This window comes from Haloparvum alkalitolerans (genome assembly GCF_055381565.1).
This window is the reverse complement of sequence record NZ_AP043936.1, coordinates 155804-176666: the sequence shown is the minus strand read 5'-3', so window position 1 is coordinate 176666 and position 20863 is coordinate 155804. Positions and strand designations below refer to the sequence as shown.

Genomic DNA, 20863 nt, shown 5'->3' with positions numbered 1-20863 from the left:
GCCGCACCCCTCAGGGGCGTTTAAAAAACCGCTCTGTCGGTCAGCGGAGCTCGTGGCGTTCGTCCGCGAAGCCGACCGTGACGAGGTACTCGAGGAACTCGTCGAACCGCTCGACGTCACTGGGCGTGTCGGTCGCAAGATGACGCGCCCACTCGATGGCCCACTGGAAGGCGGGATCCGTGCCGCCCTTGCCGTGAATGTACCACCACCGGGCCGCTTTCAGCACGACCAGCGGATTCGTCGGCGGCTGCTCACCGGTGAGCCCACGGGTGATGGATTCGATTTCGTCAGGGATGTCGGCGGGATCGACCTCCGCTGATTGCGTGTTGTCGATATCGACGGGAATATCGTCGACCGAGACGTTGTCGGGACTCTGTTGTTGACTCACTGGAAGTCACCTCTGAGAGCTTTCGAAGGAGCCCTCGCCCTCTCTGGGGGCACGAAAAACAGGTCGCGAAGTCACGCTGGCGGAAGGTAGACGCTCTGCTCGCCGGCAGATACCTTTGTGCTGAACGTGGGACTTCGCTTGTTAGTCAACTACTGGTTGGACTGGCAGCCGTTCGAGGCGGCGATGGCATGGGATACAGAGAGTCAGCAGGTTACTCGGCACATCTGCATCGTCGACCGACTGGTCTGGGTCGTCGTAGAACCGGCGTCGAGGAACCCGATGGTGAACCGGAAGATCACGTCCAAACCTCTCGCGGTGAGCTTCGCGGCCCATACCGCAGCGTAGACAGGACTCGTTGTCACGGACTATGATCTCCTCACGAATCTGTGGCCAGTCCGAGCCAAACGGAACTGTCTCAGTATCAGACTGCCGGTAGTTTTCTAGATAGTCCGGGTCGGCCGCTTGAAGGGCCGTTCGCCACGTTCCGAACTCACGCTGATACGGAACGAGGGAGAACTTCCCTTGTTCGCTCATCTCCGTCGTTGTCGGTGGGTGGCCCAGCTCATTCGCAACAGTCCGCAGTTCGGCTAATAACTCCTCTCGTGGAATTCGCCACCGCTCATTTGGCTCGAAGCCGGCAGCTCGGAGAGCTTCATTCCACGAACCGAATCGCTCCTGATAGACTGCTGCACTCCATTTCCCTTGGTTCCGCATCTCATCCTTCCGAGGGACATGGCCTAGCTCTTCGGCGAGACTGTCGAGTTCCGATATCAGATCCTCTTCGCTCACATTCCACACGGAGTGGACTTCCAACCCAGCGTGTCGAAGAGCACGATTCCAGGTTCCAAACGCTCGCTTGTACGAATCCGAGGTGTAGGGGCCACTCCGGTCCATCTCATCTGCCGTGGGCGGTCGACCCAGTTTCTCAGCGAACGCCTGTAAGGCAGTAATGAGTGCCTCCTCGGAGAGGTTCATTTCGACGTTCGGTTCAAAACCGGCCGCCTGTAGTGTTGAATTCCACCCTCCAAATCGCTTACAGTATGTCTTCACCGAATACTTTCCGTGATTACTGTATTCTCGCTCTGACGGAGTTCCCCCTACAATGTCAGCAACCGATTTGAGATCTGCGAGAAGATCCTCTTCGGGAGTCAGTGGTCGTCCGTTTGGGTCGTTCGTTCCTGTTTGAAGTCCGGCAGCCTCGAGTGCGTTATTCCACGACCCGAATCGGTCTCCGTACGTCTTCGAAGCATGAGGTCCTGAATCGTCCATCTCACTCTGCGACGGAGGACGACCGAGTTCCTCAGCGAACTTCTGGAGCCGATTGACCAGTTCATCGTCTGAGTACAGCTTCTTGCCCATGATTTCTGGGGGACTGAGTCACTCAGTTTGGTTCTGGCTCGGTATTTGAATGTCCGTTCTGGTGTCTGTGATCCGTCATCGATACTGGCTGCCCCGTACCCATTCAGGGGCCCGAAAAACCGAGACTCAGGCAGTTAACCAACAATAGGGAAACTTACGTGGAGTATGTTGGTTAAGAACAGAGCTTACTCTTCGCCCTCACGCAGCTCTTCGGCCTTCCACTTGAGCCGGCGCAGGATCTGAGTTCGATTCTGGTGGGTGTTCTCGTAGGCAACACACTCTTGTAGGGTCTCCATATCGGGAATCGTCGCGATCCCTGCCTTGATCAGGCGTGTGTTCGGCGCTTCCAGACGCTTCTCTGGAGGGAATTCGTTACTCTCTTTGTCGTCAGTGGTCCCCATCTCGAAGAGCCTCCACCCCTTTGGGGCCGACACAAACAACTCTCCGGACGATAACGCCCCCTCCCCTCCCCTCTAAAAGGGGTGAAACTGATACAACGGTTACCGTAATGGTCATTCCCCGCGAGTGTTTACAGGCCCGTATGGAGCGAAAGACGATCTCCGTCACCGGGATGTCCTGCAACGGGTGCGAACAGAACGTGGAGACCGCCCTGCGAAACCTCGATGGTGTGAATCGGGTCGAGGCCGACCACGACGCTAACACGGTCGACGTCGTCCTCGAGGATGGAGTCTCAGACGACGACGTGAACGCGGCAATCGAACAGGCTGGCTACGACATAAAGGCTTAATCGGCTGTCAATCGGCCGTCTCCACGCTCGCCGTCGGTGCGGTCGTCGAGGGCGAACTCGGTGTTGACACCCTCGCCGGAGAGGAGTTGACCAGCGAAGCTGTTGGCGAGGACGGCCGAGACGGACAGCACCATCGCGAGCATCGCGAACACTGGGTGAACGAGCCCCGTGGTCGCGGCGGCGACACCGAGCCCGTTGAACGCGAAGGCCGTCGCGAGGTTCTGACGGGTCTTCCGGTAGCTCTCGTTCCCGATCTCGTAGGCGTCCATCACGCCACCAAGCCGGTCGCCCATCAGGACGATGTCCGCCGATTCGATGGCGATGTCGGTCCCGGCGCCGATGGCGATCCCGATATCGGCCTGCGTGAGTGCGGGAGCGTCGTTGATGCCGTCGCCGACCATGGCTACGCGGTGGCCGGCTTCCTGTAGGCGACCGATCTCTTCGCGTTTCTCGTCGGGTAAGACGTCTGCCATAACGCGGTCGATGCCGACCTCGTCGGCGACCACGTTGGCGGTGCGCTCGTTGTCCCCGGTGATCATCACGGGCGTGATGCCGGCGTCGCGAATCCGCCGGCTGGTCTCGGCGGCGTCTGCTTTGATTTCGTCGCCGATGCCGATCAGGCCGATGAGGTCACCATCACGAACAACTCCGGCAACGGTGAGGCCGCGGCCCTGAAGTCGCTCAATGTCGTCGCCCTCCTTCGACAGGTCGATCCCCTCGTCGCTAAGCCATCCCGGTTTCCCGATCAGCACGTCGTCGCTGGCCACGGTTGCCCGGACGCCCTTGCCGGTCACGGAGTCGAAATCATCGGGGTCAGCGTACTCGACATCTTGCTCGTCGGCGAACTCGAGGATCGCATCAGCGAGAGGATGCTCGGAGAACGCCTCTGCACTGGCCGCAGTCGTGAGTACATCCACCTCGTCGGCACCGAACGCGACGACCTCACTGACGGCGGGTTCGCCGACGGTGATGGTGCCGGTCTTGTCCAACACGATGTGGTCGACGTCGGGGAATATCTGGAAGGCGTCACCGGAGCGCATCAGGATGCCGTGGTTCGCCGCCTTCCCGCCACCCCGAATTAGGGCGAGCGGTGTCGCCATCCCGAGCGCACACGGATAGCCGAGCACGAGGACAGCCAGCGCTGCGAACGCGCCGCGCTGGACGTTGGGGTCTGCTCCCCACGCGAGCGGTGCGACCACCCAGAAGAGGAACGAGAGCGCGGCAATCGTCAAGACGCCTGGGACAAAGTACTTGAGGACGCGGTCGGCGAGCTGGATGATGCCGGGTTTCATCGCCCGCGCCTCCTCAATCTCGCGGGCCACTTGGTTCAGGAACGCGTCCTCGCCGGTTGCAGTTACCTCGATGAGCAGCGTCCCGGTCTCGTTGACGCTGCCGCCGATCACCTCGTCGCCTTCGGCCTTCTCCTCGGGGATGGACTCACCGGTGGCAACCGACTCGTCGACTGTGGATTTACCCTCGACGACCTCCCCGTCGACGGGGATGTTCTCGCCGGGCTTGACCCGGACGCGATCATCGACGTCGAGATCGTCGACAGGGACCTCTTCGACATCACCGTCATCACTGACGCGGCGTGCCGTGTCGGGCTGGAGGTCGAGAAGGCCTTGGACAGCTTGGGAAGCCCGCGTGCGGACGATGAGGCTGGTGTACTCCGAAAGGATGTGATAGGTGGTGATGAACACGGAGACGGCGAAGAAGTGGACGGTCGGGAAGCCAGGGAACACGAACAGGCCAAGCAGTCCACCAAGGAGCCCTGCGAACGCGCCCGCTTCCAGGAGGACGTGCTGGTTGAAGATCCCCCGGCGCAGGCTCTGGAACGCCTTCTGTTTGATATACCGTCCGGGGCCGAACATCGTCCCAAGCGCCAGCCCCAGAGTCACCAGATCCATCGCGAGCGATGCCGACTCGAAGCGTCCCATTACGAGAATCATCCATCCCATCAGGGCAGCGACAACGATAGATGCGCCGCCTGCGAGGAGGAGGCGACGCTTCCCGTCGGCGAGTTCGGCCTGCTGTTGTTCGTAACGCTTCGCTTTATCCGGGTCGCGGATGGTATATCCGAGGTCCCGGAGTGTGTCCTTCACTTCGACTTCGCTCAAGAGGTTGTCGTCGTACTGGACGAGTACCTCCTCGTGGGCAAGACTCACGTCGACGTCCTCGACGCCGTCGGTCCGGGCGTAGGCCTTCTCGATGCTCTCGGCACAGAACGAGCAGGACATTCCCCCGACGTTGAATTGTTCGTGTGTCGTTCCCATCGTGAGTGGTGGTTATCGCGCGACGCGGAAAACCATTACGACAATGATTATAGCGGTATCGGAGCCATAATACCGATGTCGGGAGAGTGGCGTTACTCTTACTGTCGTTGTTCGCCTACCTCCTCACAAGAATGGCGCTCCTCGAATCTGATGTGCCGATCCGCGAAGTCGTGACGACAGACCCAGAAAAAGCGAAGGCGCTGGAGAACGATGTCCGGGCGAAGATCCTCGATATGCTGGCGACCGATGAAATGACGATCGAGGAGATTCACGACGAACTGCATCGTCGCGGCGAGGAGAAGGCGGAAACAACGGTCCGCCACCACGTGAACGTCCTGAAGGACGCGGGGATGGTTGAGATCGCCCGTCTCGAGGAAGCTGGTGGGGGGACGCGGAAGTACTACAAGTCGAACACGCGAGTCTTCTCGTACGAGCTCCCGGAGGGTGCCGATGAAACCCTCGCAGGCGCGCAGTCCACCGCGTCCGAGGAGCTGACATCCCTCATCGAGGCGTTGTACGCGGACCACGGTACTGAGATCGAGGCGGTCGCCCGCGAGATGAAACCCTGTGAATACTGCGATACCCAGCACTACGAGGAGTTCATCGTTCGCGAACTTTTGAACCGTGCCCTCATCGAACTGGGCGAGAGCGGCACGCTCGAGGATGTGTTCTCGACCGACGACTGACCTCACTCGATACAGCAGCTCATCGTCGACGTGTCCCGTCGGAACGACTGACAAGCCTGTTTGAACGCTTCGCTGAACGTCGGGAACGGGTGGACGGTATCGATAATGTCGTCGACGGTCAATCCAAACGTCACTGCCAGTGTAGCTTCCATGATCATGTCGGCGGCACGGGGGCCGACCATGTGGACGCCGACGATCTCGTTGGTCTCGTGGTGCTTGACGACCTGGACGAGTCCATCAGTGTTCTTGACCGCCTTCCCCCGCGGGACGTCCTCCATCTGGACGGTCCGACACGAACAGGTGCCGTGCTCGTCCATGTATTCGAGTTCGGTCGTGCCAACGGCTGCGGCCTCGGGACTGGTGAAGACGACTGCGGGGACCGCATCGTAGTCGATGCTGAGGTCCTCGTCGCCGAAGGCGTTCTTGACGGCGTGGTTGCCCTCCTTGGCGGCGACCGTCTCCAGTTCGGGTTCGCCGATCACGTCGCCCGCAGCGTAGATGTCGGGGTTCGTCGTTTGGAAGTGCTCGTCGACGCGAATGGTTCTGTCGGAATTCGTTTTGACACCTGCCGTATCGAGGCCAATGCCCTCGCTGTTCGGCTGAACGCCGGTCGCGACGAACAGGGCGTCGCCGGTGACTGTCCGTTCGGTGCCGTCGACGGTTGTTTCGATGACCACTCCTGACTGGATCGTTTCGGTACCGCCGTCGCTTGCTGGCGTACGGATGCGTTGGAAGCTGTTGCCGGTGATTACGTTAATTCCTTCCTCCTCGAACGCGCGCTGCATCTCGCGACCAAGTTGCCCTTCCATCCCCGACAGCACGCGCTCGGAGCGCTGAAGGAGGGTCACGTCGACACCCACGCGGTGGAGAATCTGGCCCCATTCGAGCGCGATGTACCCGCCACCGAGCATCACGATACTTTCGGGGAGGTCGCGCTCTTCGAGGATGGTCTCGCTGGTGTAGTAGTCGACGTCGTCTAGACCGACAATGGGCGGTGCCCACGGTGAACTTCCAGTCGCGACGAGCGCCTTCTTCCCAGTAATGCGCGCGCCCTCGTCGGCGCCGTCGACGACATTGATAGTCGTGTCGTCCACCAGCTGGCCGTACCCCCCGTAGATGTCGGTCTCGAAGTGCTCGGCGACATCGATGTAGTTCTCCTGCCGGAACCGTTCGACGAGTTGGTCGGTGCCATCGAGTGCGTCGGCCCAGTCGACAGTCGGTTCCTCGGGGTATCGAACGGCGTCGAAGGGATTCTCCGTCGCTGTGGCACCGCTCTCAGCGACGGCGAGCAGATGCTTGCTCGGGACACAGCCGACGTTCACGCAGGTCCCGCCGATTGGCAAGCCTGTGTTCACCATCGCCGTCGAGAGGTCCCGCCGGCTCGCTTCATTGATCGCGGCGAAGGCTGCGGCACCACCACCGAGAATCACGAGATCATAGTCGGACGTGTGGGTCATTTATGCGATTACTTTACGACGGGAAGTTCTTATACTCCAGAGTCCGAAGCTATAGAGTAGGTCGGTGGCCACGAAGCTATGGCAGATACTACTTCATCGGCGCCCGCGTGCGATGTCGACGGGACGTGCTACTGTCCGCTCACAGGAGTTATCGACACGTTGAGCCGGAAATACGCGATGCAGCTCGTCAGCATCATCGGCGCACACGACTCACTGCGGTTCGCGGAGATTGAGGCGCATCTCCCGACGGCGAGCACGTCCACGATCTCGAAACGCCTCGACGAGTTCGAGGAGGCAGGGTTCGTCTCACGGACGCAGTACAACGAAATTCCGCCACGCGTCGAGTACGCGCTAACTGACGAGGGGGATGAGATTCGTTCGAGATTAGAACCCCTTCTCGAGTGGGCGACGGCGAACTCCTGACGTACGGGTTCTAGTGGATTTCATCCCGCATCTGAAGGTCAACAATTCAGATCGGAGTGTTGACCCCAAGACTATCTTTTCTTCGTGTGCTACTTTGGCGCATGATAAACGAGGGAGCGTCTGCACCGTCATTTACTCTTCCGGGCCTCCGTGACGGAGACCAAACCGAGTACAGCTTGGATGAGACAACTGCGGATGATCGGGCTGCGTTGCTGGTATTCTTCCCGTTTGATTTCAGTCCTGTTTGTACAAACGAACTGTGTGCGATTCGCGATGCAGAGTGGTTTCAGCTGACGCCGGCTCTCGATGTCTGGGCAATTTCTGGCGACAGCGTCTACGCCCACCGAGCATTCGCCGAGGAATACGGCCTCAATTTCCCGTTACTAAGTGACAGCTCCGGGCGGGTTGCCGAATTGTATGATGTCTGTTATGACGAATGGGAGAACCACGAGCGCGTCCCGCAGCGTGCCGTGTTCCTTATCGATTCCGAGCAAACGATTCGATACGCCTGGGCGACGGAAGATGCACTCGAGAAGCCGGATTTCTTTCCTGTTAAAGACGCGCTTGATACGCTGGAAGCGGAACGTGATGAACTCGGTCCTGAGGATGTCGATTTAGTAGTCGAATATAACGAGGAACCGGAGCCTCTCATTTAATTTGATTTTGAATCCTCTCAGTGAACGCCGCTCTGACAATCAGCTCATCGCCTCTTGGAATCGCTCGCGCAGCGCGTCCTCGCGTTCTTCGAACTGCTCGACTTTCTCCTGCAGGTCGTCGCTGACGCGCTCGATGCTCGCCAGCGCTCGTTCACCCTCCAGTGAGGCCTGCGACCCGTCGTCACCGTCCGTATCTAACTGCTGCTCGTACGCCACCTCAACACGCTCGATCGTGCCTTCCGGGTTGAACAGGATGTCGTTGGCGATCCGAACGTACTGATCGAGGGATGCCCCTTCTTTCCCCTGGAAGAAGTGAGTGAGGGCGTACGTCGCGCCGGAATGCAGCGTCCACATATCGATCTCGAAGGGGGTCGCCGCATTGGCTTCTGCATCGCCGGCGGCACGCTCGGCCAGGTAGTCCGGGAAGCCCAGCAGGGTGTAGAACTCCGTGACGGTGAACGGGAGCTCCGAGAAATCGAGATCGATATCCTGGGCGTCTCGGATGAACTCGAAGAGGTCGTCGGCGACGAGTTCGACCTGTGCGAGGAGTTCCTCCCACCAGGTGCGGAAGTTCCGCACGTCGCCGACGTGCTTGATAACCTCCTTGTCGGTGAGCGAGCGCATCGTGTTCGAGCAGTAGCCATCCTGGGCGAACCCCTCCACGTAGACGGCGTGCTCGCCGAAGAAGTCGTAGCCCGACGTGACGCCCATCGTAATCGGGTCCGATCGACCGGGAAGGCGCACCTCGAGGCCATCGAACATGATGTCCATGTGGACTTCGCCGCCGCCCCGGTAGCGCCGAATCTCGCCGAACATCACCTCGCCCAGCGGCGTCCCGTCGATGGTCTCCTCGCGGAGGACCTCCTCCAGTGGTCCGTAGACGTCGACCGGGTTGATGATCGAGTATGAGTCAGTCGGGATATGGAATAACGACTCTTCCTCAGCGTCACCATCTGCCTCTGCTTGTAACCGCGACGGCTCGACAATTGCGTTGAATCGCTCCGTTTCGACCCATTCGTCGCTGTACGGGTTGCGATACGCGACTGCTGTATCCACTGCCTGCGGTAGGTTTCGAACCGCCTCACTGAAGCTGATTGGTTCGGGACCGCCGTGTTGCTCGGCGTACCATTCGGGTAGTTCAGTCTCGGTTCGCCCATCGAGGCCTGCGAAGACCGTAGCTTCCTCTGGGTCTTTCATAGCATCCTCCGAAGGCGCGAAGCGTTCTGATCTGCGCCTCCACCCATCGAGGCGCAAAAAACGACGCTACGACTGTCGACACTCGTGAGTTTGGATTCGCTCTGGAAGCCCGACTTTCCCACAGAGCGGACACTCGACGAGTGGTGACGGCGGAAGATTCCGATACGTAGCAAGGGCTCCTCGGAGGTGGGTTTTCGTTTCCGCCGACTCGGCGCTTGCGAGGGCACTAGTGAGGTGCCACCGGAGCCGTTCTCTGTTCGTGAGACCGTCTGTATTGGGCGTCGGGATAGACTCGTCCGTCTTTCGCATTTGAATCACGAGGGGGTTACCCCTCATCTCCTCGTAGGGCGAGAACAACACCGCCCGGCCCACCTCGCTCTGGTGGTTGTGTGGCGTCGACAATTGTATCCAATCGCTGCGGGGCGACGGCTTCCCAGATGAGATGATGCTTCGAACAGACCGTCACGAGATTTGAGACTCGATTCGCCTGTTCGTGGTCAAACTGCCCGTCGGGGCCGACAAAGAACTTCCGCGGAACCAAGTGGTGGACAGAGATGTCCTTCCCAACCTGCTCTTGATGATCCGCTTGAGTCATCTCACACCACGGCGTCTGGCACTGGAAGTCATCACGTTCCAATGCTTGCCGCCGTTGCTCCGGCCAATTTGGCCCGTACGGAATCTCTGAACGTTCTTGATAGGACTGTGGTTGTGAGAAGCCAGCTTCGTTGAGTGCCTCTTTCCACCCCCCAAATCGGTGGTCATACGTCCATCTGTGATACTCTCCAATCCGATCCATCTCCCCGCTCGATGGCGGGCGACCGAGCTGCTCCGCAAGGCGGTCAATCTCATCCAACAGATCCTGATCGGTAAGTCGGAATTTCCGATTCGGAGCGTAGCCAGCTTCACGAAGCGCCTCGTTCCAACTCCCGAATTTGTTCTGGCAGACGCGCTGGGAGTATTCTCCGTGCTCGCTCATCTCCTTTGCCGTCGGCGGTTTTCCTAATTTGTATGCGACACGCTGAATGTCGTCGAGAATTATGTCCGCGTCCGTTACGATCTGGTCGCGACGATGGACAGCAGTCACGTGGCCACCCAACTCATGGGAGGTCGCAAACGACTCGCCACAGTAGTCACAGATATGGTCGGTCAAAGCTCGGTCACCTCCCTCCGCGGTTCCTCCGTAATGGGTTATAAACTCTCGACCCCATCCCAAACTCCTGCTTCCAGTAGGGGCCACAACGGAGCGATTCGTCTCGCCAAGGGTACTCTGCATCGGTCATGGCTCGGTGACGGGGAGTGATTTCCCCCGCACCCCTCTCGGGGGCAATAAACACTACCAACCGGAATCGTACTTGAATATCAGACCGGGTCCGTCACCGACCCGAGCGGGTCCGTAGGCAGAGCGGATTACGGTGGGAGGTGACGGTCGTAGATATTCCGGCGATGCCCGACCGCTTCGACAATTAGGACATCCTCGTCCCGATCCCACGTGATGATCGCACGGTAGTCGCCAGCACGAAGCTTGTAGTATGGATACCCGGTGAGCTTTTCGAGACGATGAGAGGTCCAGTCTTTCGCCTCGTCGAGTTTCTTCACCAACCGCTCTTGGGCTTCCGATTCGAGTGCCTCCAGCAAATCAAGTGCTTTCGGTGTCCACTCAACCTCAGTCATCGATGCCCAGCCGATCCTTCACGTCGTCCTGCGACACCGTCTCACCCTGCTCCCGCTGCTTGCGGCTCTCGGACAGATGTTCCAGCGCTTCCTCAGACAGCTGCGTTGGCGGGTTGACAGCGTCCCGGAGCGCGTCGCGGATGAACTCGGATTTGTTCGCGTAGCCACGTTCCTCCCAGACGTCGTCGACCTGTGCCAGCAGCGACTGTGGCACTCGGACGTTGATTTTCTCCATTTCACCGTCGCCCCCGGCGTCGCTGTCAGTGCTCATATGCTGTGATACGCTTGTATCACGTAAGTAGCTTCGGTTGGATACGCGAACTGTGGTTGACGAGGTCCAGACTGCGCTCGAGGGAGAGTCGCCGATGCTCCGAGAGGTTCAGCACGACGGCTTGGCCGTCGACGCGGAAGCCGACGTATTCGACTGTGGCTTGGTGAGACTGAGCGGCCGATGCGACTGGAACCGATTCCGAACTTGCTACAGGTACATTCCCGTTCATTCGTTGCTCGCGGGCGGTTCGGTGACCCCCGCACCCCTCTGAGGGGTTCCACAAACAGGACGGCGTAGCGTTCGGCAACGTACTGTCCACTTGACCTCCTCCCACCCCTGAAGAGATGGGATTCCCGAGCGTTGGGATATTAAGGTTTAGAGTCCACCACCTCGGCCTGCGGTTCGAATCCGCAGGAGAGGTCGTACAGGTAGACTCCGGGCTGGGCCAACCAGCCGGTACTCCTATCCCCAGAGGTGGACTCGGAGTTACTTGCGCTGTCGTTGATGTCGAGACGGATGTTCTCCGCCCCATTTACGTCTGCGTTGAACGCTGCGTCACACTCCTCACAGACGTACAAGCCGCGCTCAACACGCTGCCCATCGTCTTCTTTCCCGCACACAGAACACGTCTTCGATGTCCCACCCTCGTCCACTTCCACGACCTCGATCCCCTCGGCCTTCGCCTTATATTCGAGAATCGAGGTGAAGCGGTCGAACGCCCACCCGTGCAGGTCAAAGTTGCCGTGCTGTCCCCAGTTCTTCGCCTGACCGTTCTCATCCTCACGCACGCTACTCAAATCTCCGACGTTGACTCGGCCAACGCCCTTCTCCACACACCGCTGGACGATGTGCTTGGCGAGGGCGTGGAAGAAATGCCGGCGGCGCTCAGACCACTTCCGGTGCAGCCGTGTCGCCCGCTCGCCACCACTGTCGTCACACTTGGCAATCTCCTTCGGGAAGTAGTAGCCATCCTGTTTCAACTGATTACCCGGGTATAGGTCGGCCTCTTCCATACTGTAGGCGACAGCGGCGAAATTCGAGATACCGAGGTCGATGCCAGCGGTCTCCTCTCCGGGTGCGTCTGGCGTCTCAATATCGTCTTTGCAGACGAGGTGGAGTTCCCAGCGTTCCTTCGCGTTGTCGTAGACGGCACGAACCTGTTGCAGGTTCTCGACCGAGATGCCGGGTCGCGTCTCGTATTCGACGAGGATGTAATCGCGGTCCCGTGGGTGGTCTTTGTGATTCGCGCCTTTGCTGAGGCGGACGCGATTGTGTTTCGGGTCGTGTCGGATGCCCTTCTGCTTCCACGTAACCGTGCTGCGCGGGTGTTTTTCGTGGACGCAGCGGCCTTGGTCGTCGTAGTAGTTGCGTTTGCGGTATCCGGGCGGGTTGTCCCGGTCATCGTCTGAGGAGTACCACGAGTTGAAGGCTTCAGCGAGTTCCTCCAGAACCCGCTGACTGGACTGACTGTGCAGCCCCCGGTACTTGTCGTGATCCTTCAGCTCGCTTTTGAGTTCCTCGTGACCAGGGATCTCCCCGGTGTCTTCCCATTGTTGGCGGGAGTAGTAGTTGGCGACGTTCCAGAGTTTGCTGGCACTCCACCCGTGCCGGTCGAGTGGCTCTGCCACCTGTGAGTGGTTGCGGATTCGCGCTCGGTGGGTGCGGTGGATTTCCAACATCCGTGGAACGTCTCTATAACAGGTTATACTCGTCTGAATTGTAAATATTAATGTTTGTCAACAGTGGGCTCTTTGGGCTTATTATCGGCGGTGAATCCTCGTTCGCTATGTCGGTTTATCCCATCGCAAAAGAGATGGTTATTCCCCTCACACTATCCACATAATTGAGGATGGCTGTACTGGACGATCTCTCGGGGTTCGAGTTCGAGGACGTGATGGAGGACGTGTTCCGCAACCTCGGCTACGAGAACGTCCGCCAGGCCGACCGAACGGCTGACGAGGGTCGCGACGTCATCATGGAGGAGGTCGTCGACGGCACGCGGCGTGTGATCATCGTCGAGTGCAAGCACACGGGGACGGTCGGACGGCCGGTCGTCCAGAAGCTCCACTCGGCGATCGCGACGTTCGACTTCGACGGCCCCAAACGCGGAATGGTCGTCACGACCGGCCGGTTCACGAACCCTGCTCAGGAGTACGCCGACCGCCTCCAGCAGAACGACGACCCCCATCCAATCGAGCTGCTCGACGGCGAGGACCTCCGGGAGATCGCCGACGAGATTGGCCTCGACCTCTACAACGGGCGCATCGAGATACTCTGCGACGAGACACTCCGCCCGTACGACCCGGCCGCCGACGTCAACGCGGCCGTCACGGAGGCGTTCCGCGACATAGAGAACATCGAAGCCGCCGATCTCCCAGAACCACACTCATCGGTGACGTTCCGCCCGGTGGTCGCGGTCACCGCGGACACGAACGCCGTCTTCGAGACGTCGGTAGGCGTCATCCACCGGATCAACGACCGGACCCGATTCGTCGCACACGCTGAACGCGGGCAGCCGCAGGTCGTCGACGAGGATGTCGCGACGCTGGTCACCGAGAACCTCCACGCAACGGTCGATCTCGACGCCGAGCATTTCGCAGCGGTGTTCGACGACGTCGAGGAGCGACGGTTCGGGCAGACCCAAACGGAGTACAAGGACTGGGCCGTCGAGCGCCTCCAGCAGCACCACACGACGACGGTCACCTACACCGGCGACAACAACGTCACGTACAACAAGACCTGCGAGCCGAACCGCTCGGACATCTCCGTCCAGTCGATTGAGCCGGTGTACCTCCCCGAGGTTCGGCACACCACCGACGTCCAGGAGTACACCTACCCCTACGAGTACTACGCGGCAGGCCCGTCGAGAGTGACCGCCGAGGACGGCATCCATCAGTGCGTCCACTGTGACACGAGTGGCGTAACCGAGACGTACACCTACTGTCCGAACTGCGGGGCCATCGCCTGCTCCAGCCACACCAAAACGGAGCGGCTGGAAGGCGAGCCGGTCTGTACGGGGTGTGCGGTGACGGAACGGTTCGCGCTGAAGACGAAGTACTTCTACGACGAGGAGAATCTCGAAGCGTTCCGCGAGGAGTACGCCGCGATGCCGCTTCACGAGAAGGCGATGGAGAACAAGTGGCTGGCCGGGGGAAGCGTTGTCGCGACGCTGCTGGTCGTCGTCGGACTACTCGTCATCGGCGGCATCATCTGAGCGGGCTGAGCGTTCACGCCGGCTCGGCGACGATCTCTTCGAGCGCGTGCTCAAGCGGGCCGTGGAACTGCCAGCTGGCCCGCTCGAAGGCTTCCTCGGTCGGACCATCCCAGCGCGGGAAGGCGGAGTGACCGCTCACCTTGACGGTCCACTCGGAGGGGTCGTCGAACGGGTTTCGGGTCGGAAGTTCGACGACGTAGAGGTACTCTTCGTCGCCGTGAATCCCGTCGGCCGGATTCTCGACACCGTGTCCGAGCAGGAACATCGGCTGGTCGAGGTGCTCCATATTGTCCGGCTCGAGGAGATCCGCTGGCTGCGCTGCGTCGATTGTTCGTTCTGGATCACCATCCAGATACAGGTCGATTGTCGAGAGCTTGTCGAGGAACATGAACGACGCTGCCGTGTACCCCGGTCCTCGCTCGGCGCGGGTCGAGTCGAGAAGTTCCTTCAACTGCGCAAGATCGCGAAGCACACTCTCCGGGTAGCCGTCCGAATGTCGGTACACTTGCGCGACGCGGTCGTTATCGGTTGGTTTGCCGTCCTGGTCCACTCGTTCGACGAATCTGAGTTGACTCCGTGTCGACATCGATCATCGCCGGCACGTGTGCGCCGGCACCCCTCACCGGCGCAAAAACAACTCGCTCCGTTCACTCGGGCGGTGGAAGTGGTTGAATCGGGAGCTGTTCGAGTTGTCTGTGACAACCCGCGCAGACCGTCAGTAAATTCTGCTGTACGTCGGCGTCTTCGAGTTCTTGATCGGAAGCTTCGGCGAACTCTGACCGCGGGATTCGATGATGGACGTGGAGATCCATCCCGTATTCGTCCTGATGCCGTTCGCGAGCCATCCCACACCAAACGCACTGTTCATTGTCCCGGTGGATGACCTCTTCGCGCTTGCTGTGCCAATTCTCGCCGAACCGTTGCGTGGGGCGGAGGGTCTTTCGCAGGAGGTACTCCTCCAGTACTTGTTGATCAGTCGCTCGGAGTGCTGCTTCCCACGATGAGAAGATTCGAAGGATTGGAACAGGCGTACAGGACCCATGTTTCCGAACGTCTGTTGTCGTTGGTGGGCGCCCCAATCGCTTGTAGAGGGTCCGTAGCTCCTTACAGGCTTCCTCCTCGGTGACGGGATTCGGTTGGTTTAGCGAGGCTCCAACCGATTGAAGCGCAGCATTCCACGACCCAAATCTCCGCCTGTAGGGTTCGGGGCTGTATTCCCCATGCTCGATCATATCCCGCTTGCGAGGGGTTCGATCCAATTCATCAATCAGGCGTTCGAGTTCCGTCTGAAGTTCGGATCGGGACAGCGCATCCGGCTGGTTTGGGCCATATCCCGCGGCCTCCAGCGCCTCGTTCCAGCTACCGAACTCCGATAGGTACACCCAGCTACTGAACGTCCCTTCCTCATCCATTTCGGCAGCGGTCGGCGACGAACCAAGTCGGCTTCCGAGACGCCGTAACTCGGCAAGGAGGTCGTCACGGTCTACTTTCCACTGCTTTGTAGGCTGATGATCCGCTTTCCGCAGAGCGTCGTTCCAGCTGCCGAATCGATTCTGATACGTCGTTACGCTGTACTTCCCGTGCTGTTCCATATCTCGCTGGCGCGGTGTCCGATCCAGGTTTTCGGCTAGTCGGTCAAGTTCCTCCAGTAACTCTCGGTCTTCGATATTCGCTGTGCTACTGTGCCTCGGTTCCAGCCCTGCTTCCTCTACTGCGTCGTTCCAGCTCCCGAACCGGTCTTGATATGTTGATCTCGAATAGGAGCTCAATTCGTCTATTTCACGGAGTGAGGGCGGCCGACCGAGTTGATCCGCTATGGATTGTAGTTCCTCAATGAGTTTCTCAGCAGGAATACGACTCGGACTCATGTTCTCACTGGCGGCGTCGCCAATCGCGGACGGGTTCACCCATCTTGGTATATGAAATTCAGGACCCGAACTGGCTCGCCGGCACCCCTCACCGGCGCAGAAACAACATCACGAGTTGGCGATATTCGAACTTCGCTATGCGAGATGCGCCACCTCGTTTGGTTCCTCGACGTCGTCGAATTCGCCGCGCTCGACAGGTTCCCAATCCTCACCTGGCTCCGGACTCCACCAGTCGACCTCGTAGGCGCCCGGTGCGCCGAAGATCTTCACGCGCGCCGACCCATCAGGCAGGTCGCGGCGCAGTTTTTCGTCGACGTGGAGGTTCCAGGTCGTGGTTGAATCGAAGCAGGCGAGCACGGCCTCCTCGTAGCCGCGCGTCTCTCGGGATTCCTGGAGTTCGACCTGGGTGTTGCAGTTCTTGCAGAACACGCCCTCGAACGGGATGTGAGTGAAGACCTCCTGCCCGCAGACGGGACACCAGAGGAACTCGAACAGTGCCTCGCTGTGTCGGTCAAGTACTTCGAGACTCATTGGTTGACTCACCCGGTCGTACCGGGCCAACACCTCGTGCCCGGCCGAAAAACAGCGCCCACCGCTCACTCACTCACCGTTCGGCACCGTAGACGATGCGTGAGGGGGCTTCGTACCCACAGTCGGGGCAGTCGTACCATCGCTGGATTTTCGCCCCGTCTGCTGCCTTCTCGCCGACGCGAACGTCGTTGTTCGGACACTCCGGGCAGCTGAGGTCCGGTGCCGGCCGCTCCCGGAGTTCGTCACGGAACGACGTCGCGTCCTTCGTCTCGTACCCCCGCGACCACACCGGGTAGCCGTCGACGAGGATTGCTCCGCGCCACTTGTACCGGTAGGAATCCGGGGCTCGATGCAGGACGGCTCGCGCACCGGTCTCGGTGTTCCGATACACAAGCGTCGGCGAGCGGCTCTCGCGTCGCCAGTTGGTGATCCTGGGCATTATTCAGAAGTGGACGTCAGCGGGTACGATCCAGAGCTCCTCACTCTCCTCGAGGAGTCGATCCAGCTGTCCACGGTGACGAATGCCGGTTCCGTGTTCGGTGTACAGGAAGATCGTCGGGCCGTCGTACGCACCGACCTTGTGGAAGGCGTGCCGGGCGAGGTCCTCGTCGCGCATGATCTCCTCGTCGGAGAGCTCGTCGATGGCCTCTTTCACCCGGTCGAGATTGCGCTCGAACTCTTCCTTCGTTGCCTCCCAGCCACGCTCGAGCAGGTCTTCGCCGTCGTCAGAGTCGACAGGGGCTGCGGTCGGCAACTCTCCCCATCGCGCCTTCCCCGCAACGGACGTGTCCTCCTCGTCGAAGGTCACAAAATAGTCGAATACTGCGCAGGAATGCGGCTCAGAGCCGACTAACCGATTGAACACCGTTTTCCCCGCAGCCAGTGCTTCGTTTTCTGTCGATGCCTCTACGAGCGCGTAGATGACCATATGCATCTGAATCACTCTAACGCTCGTCGGTACGGTCACCGACGCGCGCCATTCTCTCGCTGGCGCGAATAGACAGATTCCAGAGAGGACGATGATTCAGGGTACCTCAGGCAATAGGTGTCACATTCCGTACCGCTGGGGTGGATTCGTTCAGTACAGAGTGCGGACTCAACAGGTGTCCGTCATGCTTGGTATAACCTCCTCGCTGTCACCTTCTTCTAACACAGCCTTGATGTACACCGGATTCTCGTCCGGGGTAGTATTGCCCTCACCTGCCGAAGTTACGACTATGGAGCTGGGAGCAATCTCTTTCAGGTGTTCATATGCCGGTGAGGGAAAGGCAACATTCGTGTTGTCCAGTGACCTGACGGTCGTCTTTGTCGTTATCAGCAATCCCGAGTTATATGGCTTAGCCGGTATTTCGCCAACGATACAATCCGATTTATTTGAAACAGCAGACTTGAGTATGTCTACGGGGTCCTGCGCCGTGGCTTCTGATTGGGAAACACGAACCGTATCCCCATTAGTTCGGACTGGGTCCATTGTCCGGACTGATTGTGATTCAATAGGGCGGTCCGGTCCTGACTGACGAGTACGTCCAAGACAACCTCCAAGTAAGCATATTGCTGTGATTGAGAGGTTTTGAACGAACGCCCGTCGGTCAGCTGAAACCATATCTAAAGCCCTTGCTCTTGAAGTATAAATAACGGATGACTATCGTGATGAGCCTACGGGGTTTTACAAACCAAAGTATAGGTAATACTGCCAATTCTATCCCCTGAATTGAGCAATACAGACGAAGCGTCTGTCAGTACAGGTTCGCTGCGGAAACAATCGTCCCTATGACCGCTAAGATGATGCTGACCCCAGATAGGACACCTCCCGGGCTACCGACGACCGCCAGATAGATTGCGACAAGCGTCAATTGTATACCCACTAACACAGCAGCAAGATTTAGTTCCTGATCGGTCATAGTGATGTCTATTACTGGAGTTAGTAATCGGTTTTGTTCTATTCGTATAGTATTCGGACGGTTCAGCCATTCTTGGCTGGAATCATCATCCCTGAATCGTTCAGTACGCAAGTACACTGAGTAGCTATCTCAGTATCTGACACTCGAAAATAAATCTCCGTAACCGCTCAGTCCAATAGAGCCGATATTCCTGAATTGGGTCACTTCTCTCCTCTTCGTCAAACGTAACGTATTGACGTCCACCTCGAATCGAGGATCCCCCACGCTGGAAGCAGAGTTCCACGGGAGTGACTTACGGGTTTGTGCGCTGTTCGTTGGGATTTGTCCCGAGCTCAGGGGCGTCTGTGGTCGAACGCCACTCGTGATTGTCCCACTGGAACCGCACGGGCCGCGCCATCGGCCTGACTTGCTGCTCGGTGTTCCGCCGGAGGAACGTCTTTGCGGCTGTGAGATCGGCGTGTCCCTCGAACCCGCAGGGGCAGGTCAGGGTCTCTCGATGCCGAACTGTCTCGGCTTGCTCCCCGCACTCCGGACACGTCTGGCTCGTCCATGCCTCACTCTTCTCCACTACCTCGATCCCATACTCCTCACAGACGGACCGCAGCTGATCGACGAACTGCTTGAACGCCCAAAAGTTCTCCAGCTTCTCGTTGATTTCAGGGGATGGTTGGATTTCGATGACGCCGGTGAGGTCGCCGATGTGCACCGTTGCGATCCCCTCGTCGTGCAATCGTTCAACGAGGTCACGGATGAGGGCCTTCTGGGCATGGGTCCGCCGGCGGGAGCGTTTGCGGTAGAGCCGGCGGATTCGCTGGCTCGTGTCCCGCTCTGGCGGCAGCTTGGACGACAGGCGCGCGATCTCTTCGGTCGTCGATCGGAACTGCTCGAACAGCTCCTCACCGTCGTAGAGGTACTGTTCCCCTGTCGTGGTCGTACAGGCAACGAGATTGTTGGCACCTAAATCGAGGGCGGCTTCTTCCGAAGCCAGTGGTGAATCCAGTTCCGAGTCGTCGACTGAGACTGGTTGATATGCTCGATAGGTGCCTTCAACCTCGTCGTATTGAATTTCCAGTCGCCCCTGTTCGCCGGACCACTTCGGATCGCCACGCACCTCCAGCCGGAGCCGTTCGTAGTACCCCAATCCATACTTCTCTTTGAGATCCTGGCCGACCGGAATTTCGACCCGGGAGTAGTCGCCCCACTCGATCTCGTACGAATCGTTCCGAACGAACAGCCGGAGATCTCGCCCGTCCTCTTGATTCCCCCAGTAGCCCGGTGGGGACGCGTCTTCACCGCTTTCCAATAGCGCGAAAAACGACTTCCAGGCGGCGTTGTTCTTTCGTGTCACCGTCTGGACGCCGGCAGCGCCGAGTTGGCCTTTGTACTGTCCGCGAAACTCATTAGCCTCCCAGATGTTCTCGTCATCGAAGAACCGCTGGCGGCGGGCATAGGTCAGCTCGTTCCAGAAGCTCGCCGTCGCGTCCATGACGTCTTGTAGGAGGGCCTCATCCGACTCCGAGCGGGGACGCACCTCGAAAGTATTGATCCGTTTCATCGCTTGCTTATTTCCTGCTGGTCGGGTCGCTCTCATCGGCGCGGAATGTAGCCGAACCGTTCGATCTCGGCGGCCTGTTCTCGGAGAAGCCCGACGAGGACTTGCTCTGGAACGCCTGCCTGTGCTTGTTCGACCAACAGACTCTGAAGTCCCTCACGGTCGTCCTCGACGGCTTTGAGATCGTTATCGCCCATCGATGCGCTCCCGGGTATCCCCGGTTTCGTATTTGAATGTTGGCGACGCCGTCTGGCTCTGAGAGTTACGGTGACTTCGTTCGAAGACGGCGCCGGCGTGTGGGTCCGCGCCGACCAAGCGGTCGAACACCGACTTTCCGGTGGCCAGCGCGTCGTCGTGCGTCGATGCCTCTACCAGTGCGTAAATCACCATATGCATCTCGAACACCTCGAAACGCCGACGCACCGGGAATCGTTGCTCGCTCCAGCTGCGCCGGCACCCATCGCCGGCGCGGAATAAACAACTCTGGCCTCACTCGATCACAGGATATTGTTCGCCCACTCGACGGTGATCGCTACGGTATCGGGTGTGAAAGCTACGATGGTCATTTTACCGTTGATTGAACTGGAAACACTCTTGAGATGTATTCACGCACAAAACACGATGTGCCGTTTCAGAGGGCTACGCTAATTCCGAGCGACGGAATCGGA

24 protein-coding genes and 2 pseudogenes are annotated in these 20863 nt (G+C 59.2%); 5 read left to right on the top strand and 21 right to left on the bottom strand.

The window, feature by feature from the left end:
• Nucleotides 1-40 precede the first annotated feature (40 nt).
• The 3 genes from ACZ432_RS00910 to ACZ432_RS00900 all read right to left on the bottom strand — a co-directional run bounded on the left by ACZ432_RS00910 (nucleotide 41) and on the right by ACZ432_RS00900 (nucleotide 2148).
• A complete protein-coding gene (locus ACZ432_RS00910; protein ID WP_426963465.1) occupies nucleotides 41-388 on the bottom strand; it encodes a DUF8013 domain-containing protein in 348 nt (115 codons plus the stop codon).
• Nucleotides 389-529: 141 nt separating this feature from the next.
• Nucleotides 530-1747 carry a homing endonuclease associated repeat-containing protein gene (locus ACZ432_RS00905; protein WP_426963464.1) on the bottom strand — a complete coding sequence of 406 codons (1218 nt, stop codon included), beginning with the start codon at nucleotides 1745-1747 and terminating at the stop codon, nucleotides 530-532.
• 185 nt (nucleotides 1748-1932) lie between these two features.
• Nucleotides 1933-2148: a hypothetical protein gene (locus tag ACZ432_RS00900; RefSeq protein ID WP_426963463.1), complete on the bottom strand. Its 216-nt coding sequence runs from the start codon at nucleotides 2146-2148 to the stop codon at nucleotides 1933-1935.
• 140 nt (nucleotides 2149-2288) lie between these two features.
• Here ACZ432_RS00900 and ACZ432_RS00895 point away from each other — a divergent pair, with 140 nt between their 5' ends.
• Nucleotides 2289-2495: a heavy-metal-associated domain-containing protein gene (locus ACZ432_RS00895; protein ID WP_426963462.1), complete on the top strand. Its 207-nt coding sequence runs from the start codon at nucleotides 2289-2291 to the stop codon at nucleotides 2493-2495.
• Here ACZ432_RS00895 and ACZ432_RS00890 read toward each other — a convergent pair.
• On the bottom strand, nucleotides 2492-4768 hold the full coding sequence (locus ACZ432_RS00890) for a heavy metal translocating P-type ATPase (RefSeq protein ID WP_426963461.1): 2277 nt from the start codon (nucleotides 4766-4768) through the stop codon (nucleotides 2492-2494). The two genes, ACZ432_RS00895 and ACZ432_RS00890, sit on opposite strands and share 4 nt — an antisense overlap.
• Before the next feature lie 131 nt (nucleotides 4769-4899).
• On the opposite strand from ACZ432_RS00890, the gene ACZ432_RS00885 reads away from it, so the two are divergent.
• Nucleotides 4900-5454, top strand: coding sequence for an ArsR/SmtB family transcription factor (locus ACZ432_RS00885; protein ID WP_426963460.1), 555 nt, complete (start codon nucleotides 4900-4902; stop codon nucleotides 5452-5454).
• Between the two features lie 2 nt (nucleotides 5455-5456).
• Here ACZ432_RS00885 and merA read toward each other — a convergent pair whose 3' ends face one another.
• Entirely contained in the window at nucleotides 5457-6911 is a 1455-nt protein-coding gene (merA, locus tag ACZ432_RS00880) for a mercury(II) reductase (RefSeq protein ID WP_426963459.1), read from the bottom strand.
• Between the two features lie 78 nt (nucleotides 6912-6989).
• On the opposite strand from merA, the gene ACZ432_RS00875 reads away from it, so the two are divergent.
• Entirely contained in the window at nucleotides 6990-7334 is a 345-nt protein-coding gene (locus ACZ432_RS00875) for a winged helix-turn-helix transcriptional regulator (RefSeq protein ID WP_426963458.1), read from the top strand.
• A 101-nt stretch (nucleotides 7335-7435) separates the two neighbouring features.
• Nucleotides 7436-7990, top strand: a complete 555-nt coding sequence (locus tag ACZ432_RS00870) for a peroxiredoxin (RefSeq protein WP_426963457.1) — start codon at nucleotides 7436-7438, stop codon at nucleotides 7988-7990.
• Between the two features lie 39 nt (nucleotides 7991-8029).
• Here ACZ432_RS00870 and ACZ432_RS00865 read toward each other — a convergent pair whose 3' ends face one another.
• From ACZ432_RS00865 to ACZ432_RS00840, 6 genes and pseudogenes are all read right to left on the bottom strand, one after another.
• Nucleotides 8030-9187: a hypothetical protein gene (locus ACZ432_RS00865; protein WP_426963456.1), complete on the bottom strand. Its 1158-nt coding sequence runs from the start codon at nucleotides 9185-9187 to the stop codon at nucleotides 8030-8032.
• Between the two features lie 325 nt (nucleotides 9188-9512).
• Entirely contained in the window at nucleotides 9513-10337 is an 825-nt protein-coding gene (locus tag ACZ432_RS00860; RefSeq protein WP_426963455.1) for a homing endonuclease associated repeat-containing protein, read from the bottom strand.
• A 257-nt stretch (nucleotides 10338-10594) separates the two neighbouring features.
• Nucleotides 10595-10858 carry a type II toxin-antitoxin system RelE family toxin gene (locus ACZ432_RS00855; RefSeq protein WP_426963454.1) on the bottom strand — a complete coding sequence of 88 codons (264 nt, stop codon included), beginning with the start codon at nucleotides 10856-10858 and terminating at the stop codon, nucleotides 10595-10597.
• On the bottom strand, nucleotides 10851-11129 hold the full coding sequence (locus ACZ432_RS00850; protein ID WP_426963453.1) for a ribbon-helix-helix domain-containing protein: 279 nt from the start codon (nucleotides 11127-11129) through the stop codon (nucleotides 10851-10853). Before ACZ432_RS00850 ends, ACZ432_RS00855 begins: the two co-directional genes overlap by 8 nt.
• 49 nt (nucleotides 11130-11178) lie before the next feature.
• Nucleotides 11179-11358: pseudogene (locus ACZ432_RS00845) on the bottom strand (DUF6166 domain-containing protein); the annotation flags it as partial.
• A 139-nt stretch (nucleotides 11359-11497) separates the two neighbouring features.
• Nucleotides 11498-12808 carry an RNA-guided endonuclease InsQ/TnpB family protein gene (locus ACZ432_RS00840; protein ID WP_426963452.1) on the bottom strand — a complete coding sequence of 437 codons (1311 nt, stop codon included), beginning with the start codon at nucleotides 12806-12808 and terminating at the stop codon, nucleotides 11498-11500.
• 170 nt (nucleotides 12809-12978) lie between these two features.
• On the opposite strand from ACZ432_RS00840, the gene ACZ432_RS00835 reads away from it, so the two are divergent.
• On the top strand, nucleotides 12979-14343 hold the full coding sequence (locus tag ACZ432_RS00835; RefSeq protein WP_426963451.1) for a restriction endonuclease: 1365 nt from the start codon (nucleotides 12979-12981) through the stop codon (nucleotides 14341-14343).
• Nucleotides 14344-14356: 13 nt separating this feature from the next.
• On the opposite strand, the gene ACZ432_RS00830 is transcribed toward ACZ432_RS00835, so the two are convergent.
• The 10 genes and pseudogenes from ACZ432_RS00830 to ACZ432_RS00785 all read right to left on the bottom strand — a co-directional run.
• Nucleotides 14357-14929 carry a hypothetical protein gene (locus ACZ432_RS00830; protein ID WP_136361157.1) on the bottom strand — a complete coding sequence of 191 codons (573 nt, stop codon included), beginning with the start codon at nucleotides 14927-14929 and terminating at the stop codon, nucleotides 14357-14359.
• Between the two features lie 61 nt (nucleotides 14930-14990).
• A complete protein-coding gene (locus ACZ432_RS00825; RefSeq protein WP_179908203.1) occupies nucleotides 14991-16211 on the bottom strand; it encodes a homing endonuclease associated repeat-containing protein in 1221 nt (406 codons plus the stop codon).
• A gap of 135 nt (nucleotides 16212-16346) precedes the next feature.
• On the bottom strand, nucleotides 16347-16742 hold the full coding sequence (locus tag ACZ432_RS00820; protein WP_179908204.1) for a DUF7567 family protein: 396 nt from the start codon (nucleotides 16740-16742) through the stop codon (nucleotides 16347-16349).
• Between the two features lie 73 nt (nucleotides 16743-16815).
• A complete protein-coding gene (locus ACZ432_RS00815) occupies nucleotides 16816-17181 on the bottom strand; it encodes a DUF7568 family protein (protein WP_179908205.1) in 366 nt (121 codons plus the stop codon).
• Between the two features lie 3 nt (nucleotides 17182-17184).
• Entirely contained in the window at nucleotides 17185-17676 is a 492-nt protein-coding gene (locus tag ACZ432_RS00810) for a hypothetical protein (protein ID WP_426963490.1), read from the bottom strand.
• Between the two features lie 162 nt (nucleotides 17677-17838).
• A complete protein-coding gene (locus ACZ432_RS00805; RefSeq protein WP_426963450.1) occupies nucleotides 17839-18213 on the bottom strand; it encodes a hypothetical protein in 375 nt (124 codons plus the stop codon).
• A gap of 265 nt (nucleotides 18214-18478) precedes the next feature.
• Nucleotides 18479-18643 carry a hypothetical protein gene (locus tag ACZ432_RS00800; RefSeq protein WP_426963449.1) on the bottom strand — a complete coding sequence of 55 codons (165 nt, stop codon included), beginning with the start codon at nucleotides 18641-18643 and terminating at the stop codon, nucleotides 18479-18481.
• Nucleotides 18644-18935: 292 nt separating this feature from the next.
• Nucleotides 18936-20198 (bottom strand): RNA-guided endonuclease InsQ/TnpB family protein, encoded by a 1263-nt coding sequence (locus tag ACZ432_RS00795; protein WP_426963448.1) that lies wholly within the window; start codon nucleotides 20196-20198, stop codon nucleotides 18936-18938.
• 32 nt (nucleotides 20199-20230) lie between these two features.
• Nucleotides 20231-20392 (bottom strand): hypothetical protein, encoded by a 162-nt coding sequence (locus tag ACZ432_RS00790; protein ID WP_006825403.1) that lies wholly within the window; start codon nucleotides 20390-20392, stop codon nucleotides 20231-20233.
• A gap of 79 nt (nucleotides 20393-20471) precedes the next feature.
• Nucleotides 20472-20591 (bottom strand): annotated as a pseudogene (locus tag ACZ432_RS00785) (hypothetical protein); the annotation flags it as partial.
• Between the last annotated feature and the right edge of the window lie 272 nt (nucleotides 20592-20863).